Here is a 15,360-nt window from a genome sequence, read left to right on the forward strand (position 1 = left end):
CCTAGCCCGAGGGCGCTTATAATGCCCACCCCGCCACGCCCCCGTAGCTCAGCTGGATAGAGCAATCCCCTCCTAAGGGATAGGTCATAGGTTCGAACCCTATCGGGGGCGCCACGTCACCCTAGATAGTGCCTGCTTCGCAGCTACTCATCTGCTTAGTCTGAAGCATGGGTTGTCTCGCAACCCCCGTTCAACCAGGCCGTTGCAGAGGACTGCCCAGCGCCCCGTGCATGTGGGCCATTGCCATCGACCATCATCATCCGCTCGCATTCGCCGTCCTGTCACCGCCAGCACCTGGCTCGGGCGCTTTCTGGCAAGAATCAACGACCAGAGTTGGACTCGATGAAGTTATCAACGACATCGCCGGACTCCTGAACCCTTTCACAGAGCTCAGGCGATGGCTGCTGATCGGGGTTCTCGTCCAGGCTTTCTAGCTCCGCGTAGGTGCTCTCGTAATCATCTCGCTCCTGAAGTGCCTTGAACTCGTTCTGAAACTCTTCGAGAACCGATTGTGGATCCTCGACACCCTTTAGAAACGCAAGGAAAGAGCCCCGCTTCTCAATCATTGATGACCGGATGCCATCCCGACTGCACTCGAAGTCAGCGGCGCTGGCAGTTGCCGAGACGAAGGGAGTCGCCATGGCCACGATAACAGTGCCCAGCGTCCAAAAATTGTTCATGTGTCACCCCTGATTGTTAGGAGAACGAAGCCTCTCGAACCTGCATTAGACCACCAACCGATTCGCTGCAATCGATTCCTACTCAATGCCCGTAGCAATTCACCTATCAACCAGCATAGCGGTAAGCGCCCGCCGAGCGATCAAGCCAACCACTCAAAATCAGTCGATCAGTCCAGGTAACGTTCAAGCCCAGCCATACCCAGGCCGCTAGACGAATTAGTGATTCCTGACTAAGCCTGTATAGTCCAGAGTGTTACTCAAATGTATCAATTGGGGTGGCTGTGGCCCCTCCTAGGGCCGGAACGCATCCGGTTGCGACTTTCGGCGACGGCGCGCGGTCGACTCCCCGCCTGCCTGCGGGCTGATGGGGTCGGTTTTGATGCAGCGTTGCAAGCGACGTCAACCTACGCCGTTGCCAGGGCTACAAGGCTACTGGAGGAGATGAAAATGATGCGGAATGTTGCGGTTTTCTCCCTGACTGACAAACGACTAGGGGGCTGGAATAGAGCAACGAAATGGGGTGCGGCAAGTCGATGCGGATGATTGTTCCGGTATGCTTTGAAAAGCCGACCGCTTCCGACCCAAAGCGGTAATTCTACGTCAGGCAAAGAAACACTAAGCTCGGACTACCCAGAAGCAACGCACAGGGCAATTATGTTTGAATGGAGCAAGAGAGACCGTAAATCACATGCACCTGAACACCTTGCTAGCCGCGTCCCGACCGTCAAGTTCGATTCTGCGAGGATGACCGATGCCGTGTTGGTAGACCTGAAGGCAAACATCCGGCTGCTTCCTGAAGTGGATGCTGACGATTTCGAGGCGATCTATCAGGCGGCGCTCCGAGCGATCTCGGCAGGTGGTGCGCTCCACATCATCTCCGCCGCCTTGATGGGCATTGACGGCATGACCAAAGGGCGAGCCGCTGATATTTCGCAATCCCTGAACTTAAAAGCCAAGGCGATCATGAACGCTGAGCAACAAACTAAGCTTGGGATCAAATATGCGACGTGGTGCTATTCAGGCACACCATGCCGACTGCACCCTAAGCTACCCAGCGGCGAGGAACAGGACGCGGCGCATAAGGCGGCCGACGGCAAGCCTTATCTGATCAGCAGAGGCATGTTCCTGAATAGCGAGTGGACATGGCCGGGGCGCCAGGACGGCTGCAAGTGCATCTCAAAGTCCATGATCCCAGGGCTTGACGGCTATGACGGTGGAAAGCCGAAAGGACTGGTGGAATGACGCACGTACAAATCGCCGGGCTCGTGTCGGCCATTCTGGGCACTATCGGCACTGTCATTCTGTTCCTTGCAAGCTATGCCCTGCAGCCGTTCGTAGGAGGTGTTTTGGGAAGCGAGGAGGTGAACAAGCGCAACAAGGATATCAAGGTAAAAAATGCTAACCGCATCCGGTTTCAACGGATCGGCCTTGCATTTCTATGTGGAAGCTTCTTCATTCAAGCAGTTGTGGTCTTTCTCTAGTGAACGGCGGCACTTGGCTGTTAGTTGCGTGCGCTTTCCTTCAGAGAGTGCATCCCCGTATTATATGTGATATCTGTATGTGGTTTATGATGCGAAGCATATGGGGGTTGAGAAATGCCAGTTCTTCACAAATTCATGAGCATGGATATTTTTGAAAGCTTCTGCTGCGATCCTTGTTTTAGAATTACGCCTAGCTGGGACCAGAACGATGAGGAAGAGTTTTGCATTGACGAAACACCCGCATTAAAAGAAGCTGAAATTCATTTTGGTGGTGATGCGCGGGAAAGACTAAAGAAGTACATGGACTTTCATGGCGTCGTCTCTCTTTGTAATGACTTGATGTCATCACATATGTGGGATAGATACGCCGACAACCAAAAAGGCATCGCTATTTCTGTCGAAGTCCCCGAGGATGATCCTTTTTCGCTTTTTGTGAATTCATCTTCTCCAGGATTTTCATTAAGTTTTGATCGAGGCTTTTTATATTCACCTGTAGATTATACAGACACCCCCTCAATAGAACTCAATAATTTCCACCCAGAAACCTTTCTTAAGTACCATCTAACAAAAAAGAAGGAGGAGTGGAAAATAGAGGACGAGAGTCGAATCATACTACCATTCGATTTCACCTCTAGAATACTAGCTAATGAATCCGGGGTTGAAAAAATAAACATAGTCCTCTCAAGGTACGGCTTACCTCCCGTCAGCATCAATAATAACAATGGCGCCTATTTAGAGATAGACGGGGCATTTATTGAATATTTTATTGCATATTCAAAAACGGAGGCCTTGGCAGATATATGGAATGCTGCTAAAAGCCACGATGTAATATTTTTAGCTAGAATTGACACCGGAGTTCCGGGGGTAAATTGCGGAGCTTTACGTAGAGTGACAATAGGTGAGAATGCCGATGTAGAAAGATTTTTAAGAATCATAGAATCTAGTAGGGATTGCAGTTTTAGTATTTCAGAAAGACTTATCTGCCCTCTAAGTAAGAGGATTTCTGGTGTATATCAGGCCAAACTTGAAACAGGGATGTTGGAAAAAGTAGAGTCTGAGTAATTTTGTATTTTCTCTTACGCTTTCACCCTCATGTTCGGCTACGCGGCTCTCTAGCCTTAGCATGGCTGCAAGATTGAAGCATTCTGTAAAGTAAACGAAGGTTTCTTTTCAGTGAGGTGGATGTAGCCAGGTAGGGTAAGCAGCCATATCTAGATCCAGGGGCGCCGACGACAAGGTCCTCTCTTAGCCATAAACGGCCAGTCCTCTCGCGCTGTCACGATTCGGGTAGACCCATGAGCAGCTAATAAGGCTTCATGGTATATCACTTGGTATAAGCGATATTCATACCTATTTTTATTTTATAAATTAAAAACTTACCTAAAAACATAGAACTCTATCGCCCCCACTTACATACGATCAACGCCAAGCCCAACAGGCTCTTCGAGCCCGACCCAGGCGCCCCCTTGTTTCGATGACGCCAGTGCCAGAGAGATGAACCTGAGACCATCGACTCCATCCGTAACGTTGGGCGTGCCTTGTGCCAAGGTCTGAGCTTCGCGCCCTTCTCGTCGCGCCCGGATCTGTTCGGCAAAATCACTGTAGAGCTGCGCGAAGGCCTCGAGATAGCCTTCGGGGTGCCCCGGCGGAATGCGTGCAGCCGCCAGCGCCGCCGCCCCTAGGCCGGGGCCATTGCGCGTGAGAATCCGTGAAGGCTCGCCCAAAGGCGAATGAATAAGTCGGTTAGGCTCTTCCTGTCGCCATTCGAGTCCGCCATGGCTGCCAAAGACTCGAAGTTTCAAGCCGTTCTCGTTGCCCGGAGCCACTTGGCTCGACCACAGCATGCCCCGCGCGCCGCCCTTGAACCTCATCATCATGTGCACGTTGTCATCGAGGACCCGCCCTTCGACGAAGGCGTGAAGATCGGCCGCCAGCGATTCGAGCTCTAGCCCCGTGACGAAGCGGGCTAGATGGTAGGCATGGGTACCGATATCGCCCAGACAGCCGGCCGGCCCACTGCGTTTGGGGTCGGTACGCCACTCGGCCTGTTTAACGCCGCTCTCTTCCAAGGGTGTGGAAAGCCAGTCCTGGGGATATTCCACCTGAACCACGCGGATATCGCCCAGTTCTCCGGTCGCCACCATTTCACGAGCCTGGCGCACCAACGAGTAACCGGAATAGTTGTGAGTCAGGCCGAAAAAGCGTCCGCTTCTCTCGACCAGCTCGGCCAACGCCTGGGCATCTTCCAGGGTAGTAGTCATCGGCTTGTCGCAGATAACGTCGATTCCCGCCTCGAGAAAGGTTTTCGCCACATCGTAATGGAGATGATTGGGCGTCACGATGGCCACCACATCGATGCCGTCCTCGCGCTGGCTTTCGGCCGTGGCCATGGTGCGATAGTCCGGGTAGGCCCGCTCCGGCGATACGTGCAACGCCGCCGCCGAGGCCTGGCTGCGCTCGGCGTTGGAGGCAAAGGCGCCCGCCACGAGCTGGTATTGATCGTCGAGCCGGGCCGCGATGCGATGCACGCCACCGATGAAGGCCCCTTCGCCGCCTCCGACCATGCCCAGGCGTAGCCGACGCGTGGCGCTGTTGTGGTCGCTCATAATCGTCTCCTTGTCGTGCCGTTTGCCGTTGCCGGCTGGATTCAATCTAGCCCGAGTATGCGGCGGTTAGCGGCCTGGTCGGAGCCGGCATCGGCGAAATCGTCGAAGGCCCGCTCGGTCACCTCGATAATGTGGTCGCGGATAAAAGCAGCCCCCTCGCGCGCCCCAACTTCCGGGTGTTTGAGGCAACACTCCCACTCGAGCACGGCCCAACCGTCATAGTCGTGGGCAGCCATCCACGAGAAGATACGCTTGAAGTCTATCTGGCCGTCGCCAAGCGAGCGGAACCGACCCGCGCGCTCGGTCCAGGACTGATAACCGGAATAGATTCCTTGCTTCGGGCTCGAATTGAATTCGGCGTCCTTGACGTGAAACATCTTGATCCGCTCTCGATAGACGTCGAGAAAGCCCAGATAATCGAGCTGCTGCAGGATCAGATGGCTAGGGTCATAAAGAATGTGGCAGCGAGGATGGTGGCCGACGCGCTCCAGAAACATCTCGAATGTGATGCCATCGTGAAGGTCTTCGCCTGGGTGAATTTCGTAGCAAAGGTTTACCCCTGCCTCGTCAAAGGCATCCAGAATCGGACGCCAGCGCCGTGCCAATTCATCGAAGGCGGTCTCGATCAGGCCAGCCGGCCGCTGTGGCCAAGGATAAAGAAACGGCCAGGCCAATGATCCAGAGAAGGTGGCGTGATCCGTCAGCCCGAGATTTCGGGAAGCCTTGGCCGCCAAGTGCAATTGCTCTACCGCCCAGGCCTGGCGAGCAGAAGGATTGCCCTGCACCTCGGGTGCCGCGAAGCCATCGAAGACTTCGTCATAAACGGGGTGTACCGCCACGAGCTGCCCCTGTAGGTGTGTCGAGAGCTCGGTCAATTTCACCCCATTATCGGCCAGGGTCCCCTTGAGTTCATCGCAATAATCCTGGCTTTCTGCCGCTTGCTTCAAGTCAATCAGGCGGGTATCCCAACTGGGAATCTGTACGCCTGTGTAGCCCAGCCCCGACGCCCAGGCAGCAATGGTATCGAGGCGATTAAAAGGGGCATCGTCACCCGCGAACTGAGCGAGAAAGATAGCCGGTCCCTTGATGGTCTTCATGGCGCGCGCTCCTTGTTCTCTGTGTGTCGCAACGGCACGGGCCCGCTTGGGCCCGTGCGGAGGCATGTCAGAAGGGGGAGTCGGGATGGTAATACTGCTCCGCGTTATCCTGGGTGATAAGCGGCGAAGCCAGGATGTATTCGCCAAGCACCGGCCCATTGGACATGAAGTGCTGGACTGTCAGGTCCATTGCCGTTGCGATCATCGCCGGCGGATAAAGCACATCTACCGGTACCAGATCATCACCTTCCATGACTCGCTTGATGATGTCCTTCATGCCGGCCCCGCCGACGATGAACAGTTCATCTTCACGCTCGGCCTGCCGGACGGCCTCGATAACACCCAGTGCGGTATCGTCATCCTGGGCCCACACAGCATCGATATCATCGAAGCGGGAGAGGAAGTCCTGCATTACTTCGAAGCCATCGTCACGGTTCCAATTGGCGTGTTGCATGTCGAGAATCTCGATATTCGAGCCTTCAAGTGCGGACTGGAATCCCTCGACACGCTGGTCATCGACCACCGTCGGAAGCCCGCGCAGTACGACAATCTTGCCTTCGTCTTCGAGCCGCTCACGAATATACTTTCCCGAGACGCGCCCCATCTCCTGGTTGTTGCCCGCAACGTAAAGATCTTGGATGCCATCCTCGGTAAGCCCACGGTCGACCACGGTGACGAACACCCCTTCCTGCTTCACCCGGCGGACCGGATCGGTCAGCGGCCCGGATTCGAACGGCAATACCACTAGAGCATCGATGTGGCGCAGCGACACTAGATCCTCAAGATCGTTGGCCTGTTCCCCGGGGTTGCTGGCAGTGGCTATAGTGATCGAGACGTTAGGGTAGAGCTTCTCCAAGCGTTTCTTGGCCTCTTCGGCATGGAAGTTAAGGCCGCCGGCCCAGCCATGCGTGGCAGATGGAATCGAGACGCCGATGGTGTAATCCTCCGCCGACGCGGTTGCCGGTACGCCCAGCACGGCAGCGGTGGCAAATGCAGCAAGTGTTGTCTTTAGGGTTGGCATGGTCACGCTCCTCTCGGCTTGCGTTGTTATCTTGTTTGCGCTTTCTGCTTTCTGGCTTCGGTGATGGCGTTCAGACGTTGTTCTTTTTCCATGATGCGCGCTGCAGATACACCGCAACGATGATGATGATTCCCTGCACGGTGCCGTTGAGGTAGTTGGAGATGGCATCCGTGAGATTGAGGATGTTGCCTATCATGGTCAGCATGATCGCCCCGACCACGGTGCCCCAGATGCGCCCATGACCGCCCTTGAGTACGGTGCCGCCGATGATCACCGCGGCAATCGCTTCGAGCTCCCAAAGTACACCGGTAGCCGCTGAGGCCGAGCCCAGGCGCGGCACATAAATGATGGTGGCCAGTGAAACGCAGACGCCCTGCAATACGTAGGTCAGCGTCTTGACCCGGTCGACGTGGATTGCGCTGTACTCGGCGACCTTTTCGTTGGAGCCAATGGCAAAGCAGTAGCGGCCGAAGCGGGTGTAGTTGAGCAGGACGTAGCCGACCAGGGCGACCAGCAGGAAAACCCAGACCGGGATCGGGATACCCAGAAGGCTCTCGTAGTAGACCGGGCGATAGACGTCGCGAACGTTCCAGTCCAGCGTCAGGGTGCCGCCATCGGCCAGGTAGGTCACCAGCGAACGATAGATGCCCATGGTGCCGAGCGTGACGATGAAGGCTTCGATCTTGCCCTTGGTGGTCACGACACCGTTGATGAAGCCTGCCCCCATTCCCAGGATAAGCGATGCCCCGATGCCGAACAGCACGGTCGTTATTCCGACGCCGAACTGCTCGACTAAACCATTCATGAGGATGATCATCACCCCAGCGATGAAGGCCGCCATTGAACCAACGGACAGGTCCAATCCCCCTGCCGTGATCACGAACGTCGCGCCTACAGCGATGATGCCGATGAACGCGCTGCGGGTAAGCATGTTCGAGAGATTGTCGGCCCCCAGAAAAGCAGGGTTGATGAGCACACCGAGAATGGCCAGTGCAACCAGGGCGATGAAAGGCCCCCAGGTCTTGATATCAAAACGAAAGACATTGCGCTTCATGGGTTTATTATTGTCAGGCACGACGATGCTCATTCCCCCCTACCCCCTTGATCCCGGATGCGTACTGCATGATTTCCTGTTCATTGACTTCGTCTCCCTCGAGCACACCGGTCAGCACCCCGGCGCACATCACTGCCACACGATGTGAGAGTCCAATGAGTTCGGACATTTCGGAAGAAATGAGAATGACCGAACACCCCGACTCGGTCAGGTCGCGTATGAAGCGATAGATTTCCTGTTTTGTCCCCACATCTATGCCTCGGGTGGGCTCGTTGATGATCACTATCTCGGGATCGATAGACATGACTTTAGCCAGCAACAACTTCTGCTGGTTACCGCCGGAGAGCTCACCAGCGGTGCTTACATCGGTACGCAGCCGAATATCGAAGCGCTTCGCCGCCTCGGCATAGGCTTGTGCCTCGCGCTGACGGCTGATCAGAGGATGACAGTAGGCGCGCAGGTTGAGCAGCGTCAGGTTGGGTCGCAGTCCCATGTTGAGGACCAGCCCTTTGCCCTTGCGGTCTTCGGTCAAGTAGGCGATACGATAACGTACCGCGTCGCGCAAGTGCCTGAAGGAGACGGACTTGCCGTTGCGTAGCACCTCTCCCGCACGCCGCTGACGCAACCCTAGGATCGCCTCGCATAGGGCCGTTCGCCCCGCGCCGACCACACCACCGAACCCCAGGACCTCGCCCCTGCGCAAGGTAAAGCTGGCCAAGCGCACGGCGCCTGGCACCTCGATATTGCGCGCTTCAAGCACTATCGGAGCATCTGATGCAACGCTGCTGCGGGCTGGGTACATCTCGTTGATTTCGCGCCCGACCATCAGCCTGGCCAGGTCTTCCTTGCTGCGGCCCTCGGCAAGCCCCGTGTCGATCAAATGTCCGTCGCGCAGCACCGTGACCCGGTCGGCGATCTGCTCGATTTCGCGAAGCTTGTGGGAGATATACAGGATCGCCACCCCCTTCTTTCGCAATCGCGATACCAGGGAAAACAGAATCTGCACCTCACGCTCGGTCAGCGACGCAGTCGGCTCATCCATGATCAGGACCCGCACATCTCGCGTGACGGCCTTGGCGATCTCCACCATCTGCTGGTCGGATGTACTCAGGTCCTTGACCCGCGTTGCTGGGTCAATATCGGTCTCGAGTTCGACGAGTGCCTCACGGCACCGTGCACGCATGGCCCGGCGATCCAGGAACAGCCCTCGGCGAAGCTCGCGGCCTAAGAAAATGTTTTCCTCGACGGTCAGTTGCTCGGCAAGCGCCAATTCCTGGTGAATCATCACCACGCCATCCGTCTCGGCCTCACCACTCGAGCGAAAGCGGCGGGGTTCGCCCGACACTTTTATCTCGCCAGATGACGGAGGCAAATATCCCGACAGAATACGCACCAGCGTCGACTTACCGGCTCCATTCTCGCCAAGAAGAGCATGTACCTCTCCGGCATGAAGCGTCAGGTCGACGTCGAACAACACCTGATTGCCACCAAAAGAGCGGGAAATTCGATGCCCTTGAAGACGAATCGGGGGCGCGCTCATCATCCGTACCACCCCCTATCGAAGGGAAATCCCTGGCTGGTCAATTGGTCGTTGTCGTCGGCAGCGAGGAGCAGTGCGCTCGGCGCCACATACTCAGGCGTCAGGTACACCTTGGGACACCGCGTAACACGGCCCAAGAGAGCACCGGTAACGGCAGGGCGGCAAGCAAGACCACCCAGAACAATCGTGAACAAGGCAGTTTCCAAAGCATGGCGTCACCAAAAAGTTTGTCGTTGTAAGGCCGAGCACGCTTTTAATTTAGACGACAAACTAAATCCCTAGCCATGCAACTTAGGTCCCAGATAAAAGCCATTTATTTTTTTATGCGCACAAAGATATAGAGCCAGGTATAGGAACAAAAACGACCCAAAACACTGATGCAGCTCAACTTATGTGCGGCTTTCATCATCTGTGCAAAGATTTCGGTCGATTATATTCAGGGAGCAGTAGGCGATTTTTGTAGTCAGATACAAAAAATTGAGTTGTATACGCTGGACACTCATGCCCATTCGTTTTCCAATCTATGTGTTTTCCTGGAGGGCAAGATCAAAAACGTGAGAGCGTCGTCTGATCAACCACGATCCCAGGTCGGCGATTCCCTCAGGGACCCCACCACGCGATCGCAATATGCGTAGCGGGAATGATGTCGCTGTCTGGCTGCGCCAGTATCGTCGGTGACAAAGATCAGCAAGTCACGATCAACAGTACGCCATCGCAGGCAGGCCTCGTGATCACGGATGAGACCAACCAGGCAGTCTTTCAAGGTCAAACGCCGACCACCGTCACGCTCAAAAAAGCGGATGACTCCTATTTCGGAGGCAAAGACTATAACGCCACTCTCAATAAAGATGGCTATGAGTCACGAGCTATTTCTATTCCAGCGTGAGGGCTCTCATGAGCTAAACTTGGTCCTTCTCAAGGACATTCCCGACAACTTGAGCGATGATATGCAGCTCGCGGCGTGAAGAAATACGCGACGATGCCCCCCGAATTCTGGCGCAGTCATCCTTGGAAGCCCCCATGGAAACCCAGACGTAGCCTTCTGCCAGTGCCGTACATATTTCTTACTAAAAAGTATCAAACCTTACGGATACTCATTAAAAAAGCCGGCTCGCAATGAGCCGGCTTCGTTTATGTGCGATCTTCAAGATCGCTGGGGCATCGACAGCTTAGAAGCTGTAGACAGCACCCACGGCAACGCCATCACTTTCATCGTTAGTACGGTCATACTTGGCGTACTCGACGAAGGTGTACATCGCCGGAGACAGGTTGTACGTAGCACCCAACGAGAATTCGTTGAAGCTGTCGTCACCTTCGTAAGCACCAGTAGTACCGTTCACGCCACCGGGGTTAGCGACAGCAGCCACTTCTTCGTCGGCGTCGACGCGCTGATAGGCACCGTAGATATCGCCGAAGCCGTAGCCGTAGCGAGCGCCCAGGGCATAGCGCATGATGTCGCCATCGTCACCAGCGAACTCGACGTCGGTGTTTTCCACCTTGGCGGAAACACGCAGCGCATCCATGGTGTACTGAGCGTTCACACCATAAGCTTCGGCAGAAATTTCATCACCGGTAGCGTCGTTACGCAGCTCGTAGTTATCCAGGCTGTCGTAGACACCCGCGACGGAGAACGCACCGGCGGTATACTTAACACCACCGAAGAAACCGGCATTGGAGCCTTGGTTTTCGTATCCGGCGACTTGACCATCACCACCGAACTCATCTTCCGCATCGCCTTTGTACTGCGCGCCAACGGCAAACTGCAGGCCAGCCAGTGAGGGCGAGACGTACTGAATCTTGTCGCCTTCACGGTCCGGGTCGGCGCCCAGGCCGTCGTCGCCGTAGATGTTGCCGAGATCGCTGGTGGAGTCAGAAACGTCGAAGTATTCGTTGTTGGTGATCGGGTCCTGGATCCAGTCGTCGATCAGCGGATCCCAGGAACCGACACGGGCATCACCGAAGTTGCCCTTCATGCCCAGGTAAGCTTGGTCGCCAGTGTCGATGCCACCACCGATTTTTTCTTCATCGGCGTTGTGCTCGAACTCGGCCTTGAAGTAGCCGGTCAAGCCCGGGTTAATGATGTGCTGACCGGAGAAACCGACGGTAGAACCGTTGTCGAACAGATCATCTTCTGTATCACCATCAGCTTGGTCGATGGAGCGATAGGCAATCTGGATGTTGCCGTACAGGTCGAGTTGAGTGCCGTCTTGGTTATAGACAGTGGCAGCCTGTGCAATACCAGCGGAGGCGCCCAGGGCACCGGCAACGGCAGTCGCTAAGAGTGTCTTTTTCATCGCGATAAGTTCCTTAACTAGCTTACTGTTCGATCGTGTCTGCAAATGCAGTCGGCTTTCGGCCCGGCTTGTTTATTCAACGGTCTGCTAAGCAACACCGCGACGAGTCCGTAAAGCCTTGTTGTTATCCAATGCTCGCAGGGAAACCATATACCGGTCTTTTGGAGAACGCAACAAGAAAAAAACACTGTTTTCCTTCCGCGCATCCTGACGATTCGGTCAAGACCATCTCCTCCGCGAGCCAGCCCTGAAAGGCCTGAAATCCACTTTACGCCGCCAATATGACATTGGCATGACGTCAGCGACGCGCTCATCTTTACGATTCAAGGCTCTCTCTGGCAAGGGGCAAATCGCCACAAAGGCAAGTTTTACTACAAAAGTCGCATAACGCGGAGATAATCCCCACCCGACGCGGAAAAACATGGCATGAAAAAAGGGGCTTGCGCCCCTCTTTTTCAATACTTTCACCCGAATGTTAGCGGCCGTGCTTGGCGAGCAACTGACTCAACTTGCGCTCTAGCTGCTCGGATTCTTTGCGCTCGTGGTGCTGCTTCTGCTGTTTTTTCTGCTTTTTCGTGAGTTCATCGAGCTGCTTGCGGGCATGGCGCGCCTCGCCCTCGCTCACGGTGCCTGCCGCCTGGCCGTCGAGATCCACCCGCACCACATCGGCGCGTACCGCCTTGAGGTAGCGTGGCAAGTGCACGTAGCACGCCAGAGCGCGACGCACAAGTTTCTCCGGCCAAGGCTCGCGCGCCACCAGATCGAGATGAATGCCCGTCTTGAGCGGCTGAGTATGGCCCTTGAAGAAGGTTTCCGGATAGCGCTGGTACCACTGCGCCAGCAACGATTGGGGAGAAGGCGGCTCATGTTCCGCGCCCAGCGCCAGGTTTACCTGCGGAGCTTCACTTTCAGCGTGGCTAGCGCTTCTGCTTTGATCTTCCGACGGCGAGTCAGAGGCGGAGGAGGCATGATCTTCGGTGGCTTCTCCCGCTGACCGACGCGGACCACGAAACGCGATGGGCCCTAGCCCTCTTGCTTTCGCACCAGCGTCGGGCAACTCCGCCTGGGTGGCGGGCGTCTCGGTATCGTCGGGTTCCAACTCGGCAAGCGCCAGGAGGCGCTCACGCAGGGCACGGTTTTCCGACTCGAGCGCCGAGACCTGCCCACGAGCGGCCTCGAGGTTGGCCCGACAGGCCTCGGCTTGATGTTCCAATGCCCTGAACAGGGCGTCTGCTTGGTCGGTCAGCAAGGCGTGCACTCCCTGATTGCCTTGAACAAACACTGGGCCTCGAAGCGTCTGCGTAGTGATTTAACACCGATACGGCAGACAGGCCCGGCCCATGCGGGCTACCGGGTAAGTCTGTGCCAGCTTCGCCGCGCTGGCAACCTCATCGCCGTTCGTAATGCACGAAGGCGTAGTCGGGCTTGCCGTCGCCGCCCTGCCCCGGCACGCGCTGGGTTTCCTGCCAATGCGCCGTGTCGAACGCGGGAAACCAGGCGTCGCCTTGCACGGATACATCGACCTCGGTCAGGTAAAGTCGCGTCGCGCAGGGCAAAGCTGCAGTGAAGATTTCGCCACCGCCGATCACGCAGATATCCTCGACGCCCTCGATGATGGCCTGGCTATCGGCCATTTCGAGAGCACTGGCCAGATCATGACAAACGCTGATTCCGTCATGGGAATAGCCACGATCACGCGTGACAACGATATTGAGCCGTCCGGGAAGCGGCCTGCCGATGGATTCGAACGTCTTGCGCCCCATGACCAGCGGTTTGTTCATGGTCACGGCCTTGAAGAACTTGAGGTCTTCCGGCAGATGCCACGGCAGTTTGTTATCGACGCCGATGACACGTTCGCGCGACATCGCTGCCACCAGTGCAATGGGCACCACCGTATCGACACAGGCGTTCGTGGGCTCGCTCATACGGCCACCTCCGCTTTGATATGCGGATGCGGATCATAATCTTCGATGGCGATATCATCGAAGGTGAAATCGAACACATCCGTGATCTCAGGGTTGAGCACCAGGCGCGGACGCGGACGCGGCGCGCGACTCAATTGAAGGTGCGCCTGGTCAAGATGATTGAGGTAGAGATGTGCATCGCCCAGGGTATGAATGAATTCGCCCGGCGCCAAGTCACATGCTTGCGCGATCATGTGCGTGAGTAGCGCGTAGCTGGCGATATTGAATGGCACCCCAAGGAAGATATCGGCGCTGCGCTGGTACAGTTGGCACGACAGCCGACCATCGGCGACATAGAACTGAAACAAGGCATGGCACGGCGGCAACGCCATGTCATCGACCAGCGCGGGATTCCAGGCGGAGACGATCAGCCGGCGCGAATCGGGGTTACGTTTGATTTGCTCGACGACATTGGCGATCTGATCGACATGCCCGCCATCCGGCCGCGGCCAACTGCGCCACTGGTAGCCGTAAACCGGCCCCAGGTCGCCGTTCTCGTCGGCCCATTCGTCCCAGATACGGACCCGGTTTTCCTTGAGGTAGGCGATGTTGGTGTCACCACGCAAGAACCACAGCAGCTCATGGATGATGGAGCGCAAATGGAGTTTTTTGGTGGTTACCAGCGGGAAGCCGTCGGCCAAGTCGAAGCGCATCTGATGACCGAAAACGCTGCGCGTCCCGGTCCCGGTGCGATCACTTTTTTCCACGCCATTGTCGAGCACATGGCGCATCAAATCGAGATAAGGCTGCATGTCATCCGAACGTTGAACGATGAAGGCGCGGCATTGCCACGCCGGAATTGGACGCCTGGCCGCTCACGCTGACGGCGACGCTTCACGCGCGTCGTCGACCGACTGCCGACGCGACCAGACAATCAAGGCGATGCCGGCCAAGGCCATGGGGACGGTCAACAATTGGCCCATCGTCAGCCAGCCGAAGGCGATGAAACCTAACTGGGGGTCGGGCTGACGCACGAACTCGACCGAGAAGCGAAACACCGCGTAAAGCAACAAAAACAGGCCAGATATCATACCACGCCGACGCGGCCGACTAGAGACCCACCACAGCACGACGAACATCACCACGCCTTCCAGCGCGAACTCATAAAGCGGCGAGGGATGACGCCCCTCAGGCCCCAGGCCGGGGTACACCAGCGCCCAGGGCACGTCGGTCACACGCCCGGGTAATTCATGATTGATGAAGTTACCGATACGTCCGGCCCCCAGGCCGATCGGCACCATCGGCGCCACGAAATCGGTCAGTTGAAAAAACGCCAGGCGGTGCTTGCGCGCGAACAAGCCGGCGGCAATCAAGACACCGACCAGGCCGCCGTGAAAGCTCATGCCGCCATCCCAGACCTGAAAGATCCATAATGGATCGGCCATCAGGCGCTCGAAGCCATAGAAGATCGCATACCCCACGCGTCCCCCGAGAACGACCCCTAGCGCCCCATAGAACAGCAAGTCACCGATATCATCGGGCTTGAGGCCGATGCGGGCGGCGCGCTTGCGCCCCAGCCACCAGGCTCCCACGAAACCAATGACATACATCAGCCCGTACCAATGCACCTTGAGGGGACCCAAGGCGATGGCGATGGGGTCGATATCGGGGTAACTGAGCATG

At 56.4% G+C, this 15,360-nt stretch carries 15 protein-coding genes and 1 tRNA gene; 5 read left to right on the forward strand and 11 right to left on the reverse strand.

Annotation, left to right across the window (positions count from 1 at the left end; genetic code table 11):
- Positions 1 to 37 precede the first annotated feature (37 nt).
- Positions 38 to 114, forward strand: a tRNA-Arg gene (locus tag OP494_RS08880).
- A gap of 206 nt (positions 115 to 320) precedes the next feature.
- Here OP494_RS08880 and OP494_RS08885 read toward each other — a convergent pair.
- Positions 321 to 680 (reverse strand): hypothetical protein, encoded by a 360-nt coding sequence (locus OP494_RS08885; RefSeq protein WP_280540382.1) that lies wholly within the window; start codon positions 678 to 680, stop codon positions 321 to 323.
- Between the two features lie 744 nt (positions 681 to 1,424).
- Between OP494_RS08885 and OP494_RS08890 the strand changes: the two genes are divergently transcribed.
- The 3 genes from OP494_RS08890 to OP494_RS08900 all read left to right on the forward strand — a co-directional run bounded on the left by OP494_RS08890 (position 1,425) and on the right by OP494_RS08900 (position 3,223).
- A complete protein-coding gene (locus tag OP494_RS08890; protein ID WP_280540383.1) occupies positions 1,425 to 1,922 on the forward strand; it encodes a hypothetical protein in 498 nt (165 codons plus the stop codon).
- Positions 1,919 to 2,161 carry a hypothetical protein gene (locus OP494_RS08895; protein WP_280540384.1) on the forward strand — a complete coding sequence of 81 codons (243 nt, stop codon included), beginning with the start codon at positions 1,919 to 1,921 and terminating at the stop codon, positions 2,159 to 2,161. Before OP494_RS08890 ends, OP494_RS08895 begins: the two co-directional genes overlap by 4 nt.
- Before the next feature lie 114 nt (positions 2,162 to 2,275).
- Complete coding sequence (locus OP494_RS08900) at positions 2,276 to 3,223, forward strand: DUF2971 domain-containing protein (protein WP_280540385.1); 948 nt, start codon at positions 2,276 to 2,278, stop codon at positions 3,221 to 3,223.
- 347 nt (positions 3,224 to 3,570) lie between these two features.
- On the opposite strand, the gene OP494_RS08905 is transcribed toward OP494_RS08900, so the two are convergent.
- The 5 genes from OP494_RS08905 to OP494_RS08925 form a co-directional block, all read right to left on the reverse strand.
- Positions 3,571 to 4,767 carry a Gfo/Idh/MocA family oxidoreductase gene (locus tag OP494_RS08905; protein ID WP_280540386.1) on the reverse strand — a complete coding sequence of 399 codons (1,197 nt, stop codon included), beginning with the start codon at positions 4,765 to 4,767 and terminating at the stop codon, positions 3,571 to 3,573.
- A gap of 41 nt (positions 4,768 to 4,808) precedes the next feature.
- Entirely contained in the window at positions 4,809 to 5,864 is a 1,056-nt protein-coding gene (locus OP494_RS08910) for a sugar phosphate isomerase/epimerase (RefSeq protein ID WP_280540387.1), read from the reverse strand.
- 67 nt (positions 5,865 to 5,931) lie between these two features.
- Entirely contained in the window at positions 5,932 to 6,885 is a 954-nt protein-coding gene (locus OP494_RS08915; RefSeq protein WP_040242445.1) for an ABC transporter substrate-binding protein, read from the reverse strand.
- 70 nt (positions 6,886 to 6,955) lie between these two features.
- The gene (locus OP494_RS08920; RefSeq protein WP_280540388.1) at positions 6,956 to 7,972 is read right to left on the reverse strand and encodes an ABC transporter permease; all 1,017 of its coding nucleotides are present in this window, start codon (positions 7,970 to 7,972) and stop codon (positions 6,956 to 6,958) included.
- The gene (locus tag OP494_RS08925; RefSeq protein WP_280540389.1) at positions 7,953 to 9,482 is read right to left on the reverse strand and encodes a sugar ABC transporter ATP-binding protein; all 1,530 of its coding nucleotides are present in this window, start codon (positions 9,480 to 9,482) and stop codon (positions 7,953 to 7,955) included. The genes OP494_RS08920 and OP494_RS08925 overlap by 20 nt, the downstream gene beginning before the upstream one ends.
- A gap of 637 nt (positions 9,483 to 10,119) precedes the next feature.
- Between OP494_RS08925 and OP494_RS08930 the strand changes: the two genes are divergently transcribed.
- Entirely contained in the window at positions 10,120 to 10,365 is a 246-nt protein-coding gene (locus OP494_RS08930; protein ID WP_280540390.1) for a hypothetical protein, read from the forward strand.
- Positions 10,366 to 10,648: 283 nt separating this feature from the next.
- On the opposite strand, the gene OP494_RS08935 is transcribed toward OP494_RS08930, so the two are convergent.
- The 5 genes from OP494_RS08935 to lgt all read right to left on the reverse strand — a co-directional run bounded on the left by OP494_RS08935 (position 10,649) and on the right by lgt (position 15,359).
- Positions 10,649 to 11,773, reverse strand: coding sequence for a porin (locus OP494_RS08935; protein ID WP_280540391.1), 1,125 nt, complete (start codon positions 11,771 to 11,773; stop codon positions 10,649 to 10,651).
- 475 nt (positions 11,774 to 12,248) lie between these two features.
- Positions 12,249 to 13,022: a ProQ/FINO family protein gene (locus tag OP494_RS08940; RefSeq protein ID WP_280540392.1), complete on the reverse strand. Its 774-nt coding sequence runs from the start codon at positions 13,020 to 13,022 to the stop codon at positions 12,249 to 12,251.
- A 139-nt stretch (positions 13,023 to 13,161) separates the two neighbouring features.
- The gene (locus tag OP494_RS08945; RefSeq protein ID WP_246940797.1) at positions 13,162 to 13,698 is read right to left on the reverse strand and encodes a dihydrofolate reductase; all 537 of its coding nucleotides are present in this window, start codon (positions 13,696 to 13,698) and stop codon (positions 13,162 to 13,164) included.
- Positions 13,695 to 14,489, reverse strand: a complete 795-nt coding sequence (locus OP494_RS08950; protein WP_075368967.1) for a thymidylate synthase — start codon at positions 14,487 to 14,489, stop codon at positions 13,695 to 13,697. Before OP494_RS08950 ends, OP494_RS08945 begins: the two co-directional genes overlap by 4 nt.
- Positions 14,490 to 14,552: 63 nt before the next feature.
- A complete protein-coding gene (gene lgt / locus OP494_RS08955) occupies positions 14,553 to 15,359 on the reverse strand; it encodes a prolipoprotein diacylglyceryl transferase (RefSeq protein ID WP_075368966.1) in 807 nt (268 codons plus the stop codon).
- Between the last annotated feature and the right edge of the window lies 1 nt (position 15,360).

It is taken from the genome of Chromohalobacter sp. 11-W (assembly GCF_029889905.1).
GTDB lineage: Bacteria > Pseudomonadota > Gammaproteobacteria > Pseudomonadales > Halomonadaceae > Chromohalobacter.

Excerpts from the sequence above, each read along its gene's own strand:
- OP494_RS08885 (WP_280540382.1), bottom strand. The coding sequence starts at position 680 with ATGAACAATTTTTGGACGCTGGGCACTGTTATCGTGGCCATGGCGACT.
- OP494_RS08890 (WP_280540383.1), top strand. The coding sequence starts at position 1,425 with ATGACCGATGCCGTGTTGGTAGACCTGAAGGCAAACATCCGGCTGCTT.
- OP494_RS08895 (WP_280540384.1), top strand. The coding sequence starts at position 1,919 with ATGACGCACGTACAAATCGCCGGGCTCGTGTCGGCCATTCTGGGCACT.
- OP494_RS08900 (WP_280540385.1), top strand. The coding sequence starts at position 2,276 with ATGCCAGTTCTTCACAAATTCATGAGCATGGATATTTTTGAAAGCTTC.
- OP494_RS08905 (WP_280540386.1), bottom strand. The coding sequence starts at position 4,767 with ATGAGCGACCACAACAGCGCCACGCGTCGGCTACGCCTGGGCATGGTC.
- OP494_RS08910 (WP_280540387.1), bottom strand. The coding sequence starts at position 5,864 with ATGAAGACCATCAAGGGACCGGCTATCTTTCTCGCTCAGTTCGCGGGT.
- OP494_RS08915 (WP_040242445.1), bottom strand. The coding sequence starts at position 6,885 with ATGCCAACCCTAAAGACAACACTTGCTGCATTTGCCACCGCTGCCGTG.
- OP494_RS08920 (WP_280540388.1), bottom strand. The coding sequence starts at position 7,972 with ATGAGCATCGTCGTGCCTGACAATAATAAACCCATGAAGCGCAATGTC.
- OP494_RS08925 (WP_280540389.1), bottom strand. The coding sequence starts at position 9,482 with ATGATGAGCGCGCCCCCGATTCGTCTTCAAGGGCATCGAATTTCCCGC.
- OP494_RS08930 (WP_280540390.1), top strand. The coding sequence starts at position 10,120 with ATGATGTCGCTGTCTGGCTGCGCCAGTATCGTCGGTGACAAAGATCAG.
- OP494_RS08935 (WP_280540391.1), bottom strand. The coding sequence starts at position 11,773 with ATGAAAAAGACACTCTTAGCGACTGCCGTTGCCGGTGCCCTGGGCGCC.
- OP494_RS08945 (WP_246940797.1), bottom strand. The coding sequence starts at position 13,698 with ATGAGCGAGCCCACGAACGCCTGTGTCGATACGGTGGTGCCCATTGCA.
- OP494_RS08950 (WP_075368967.1), bottom strand. The coding sequence starts at position 14,489 with ATGCAGCCTTATCTCGATTTGATGCGCCATGTGCTCGACAATGGCGTG.
- lgt (WP_075368966.1), bottom strand. The coding sequence starts at position 15,359 with ATGCTCAGTTACCCCGATATCGACCCCATCGCCATCGCCTTGGGTCCC.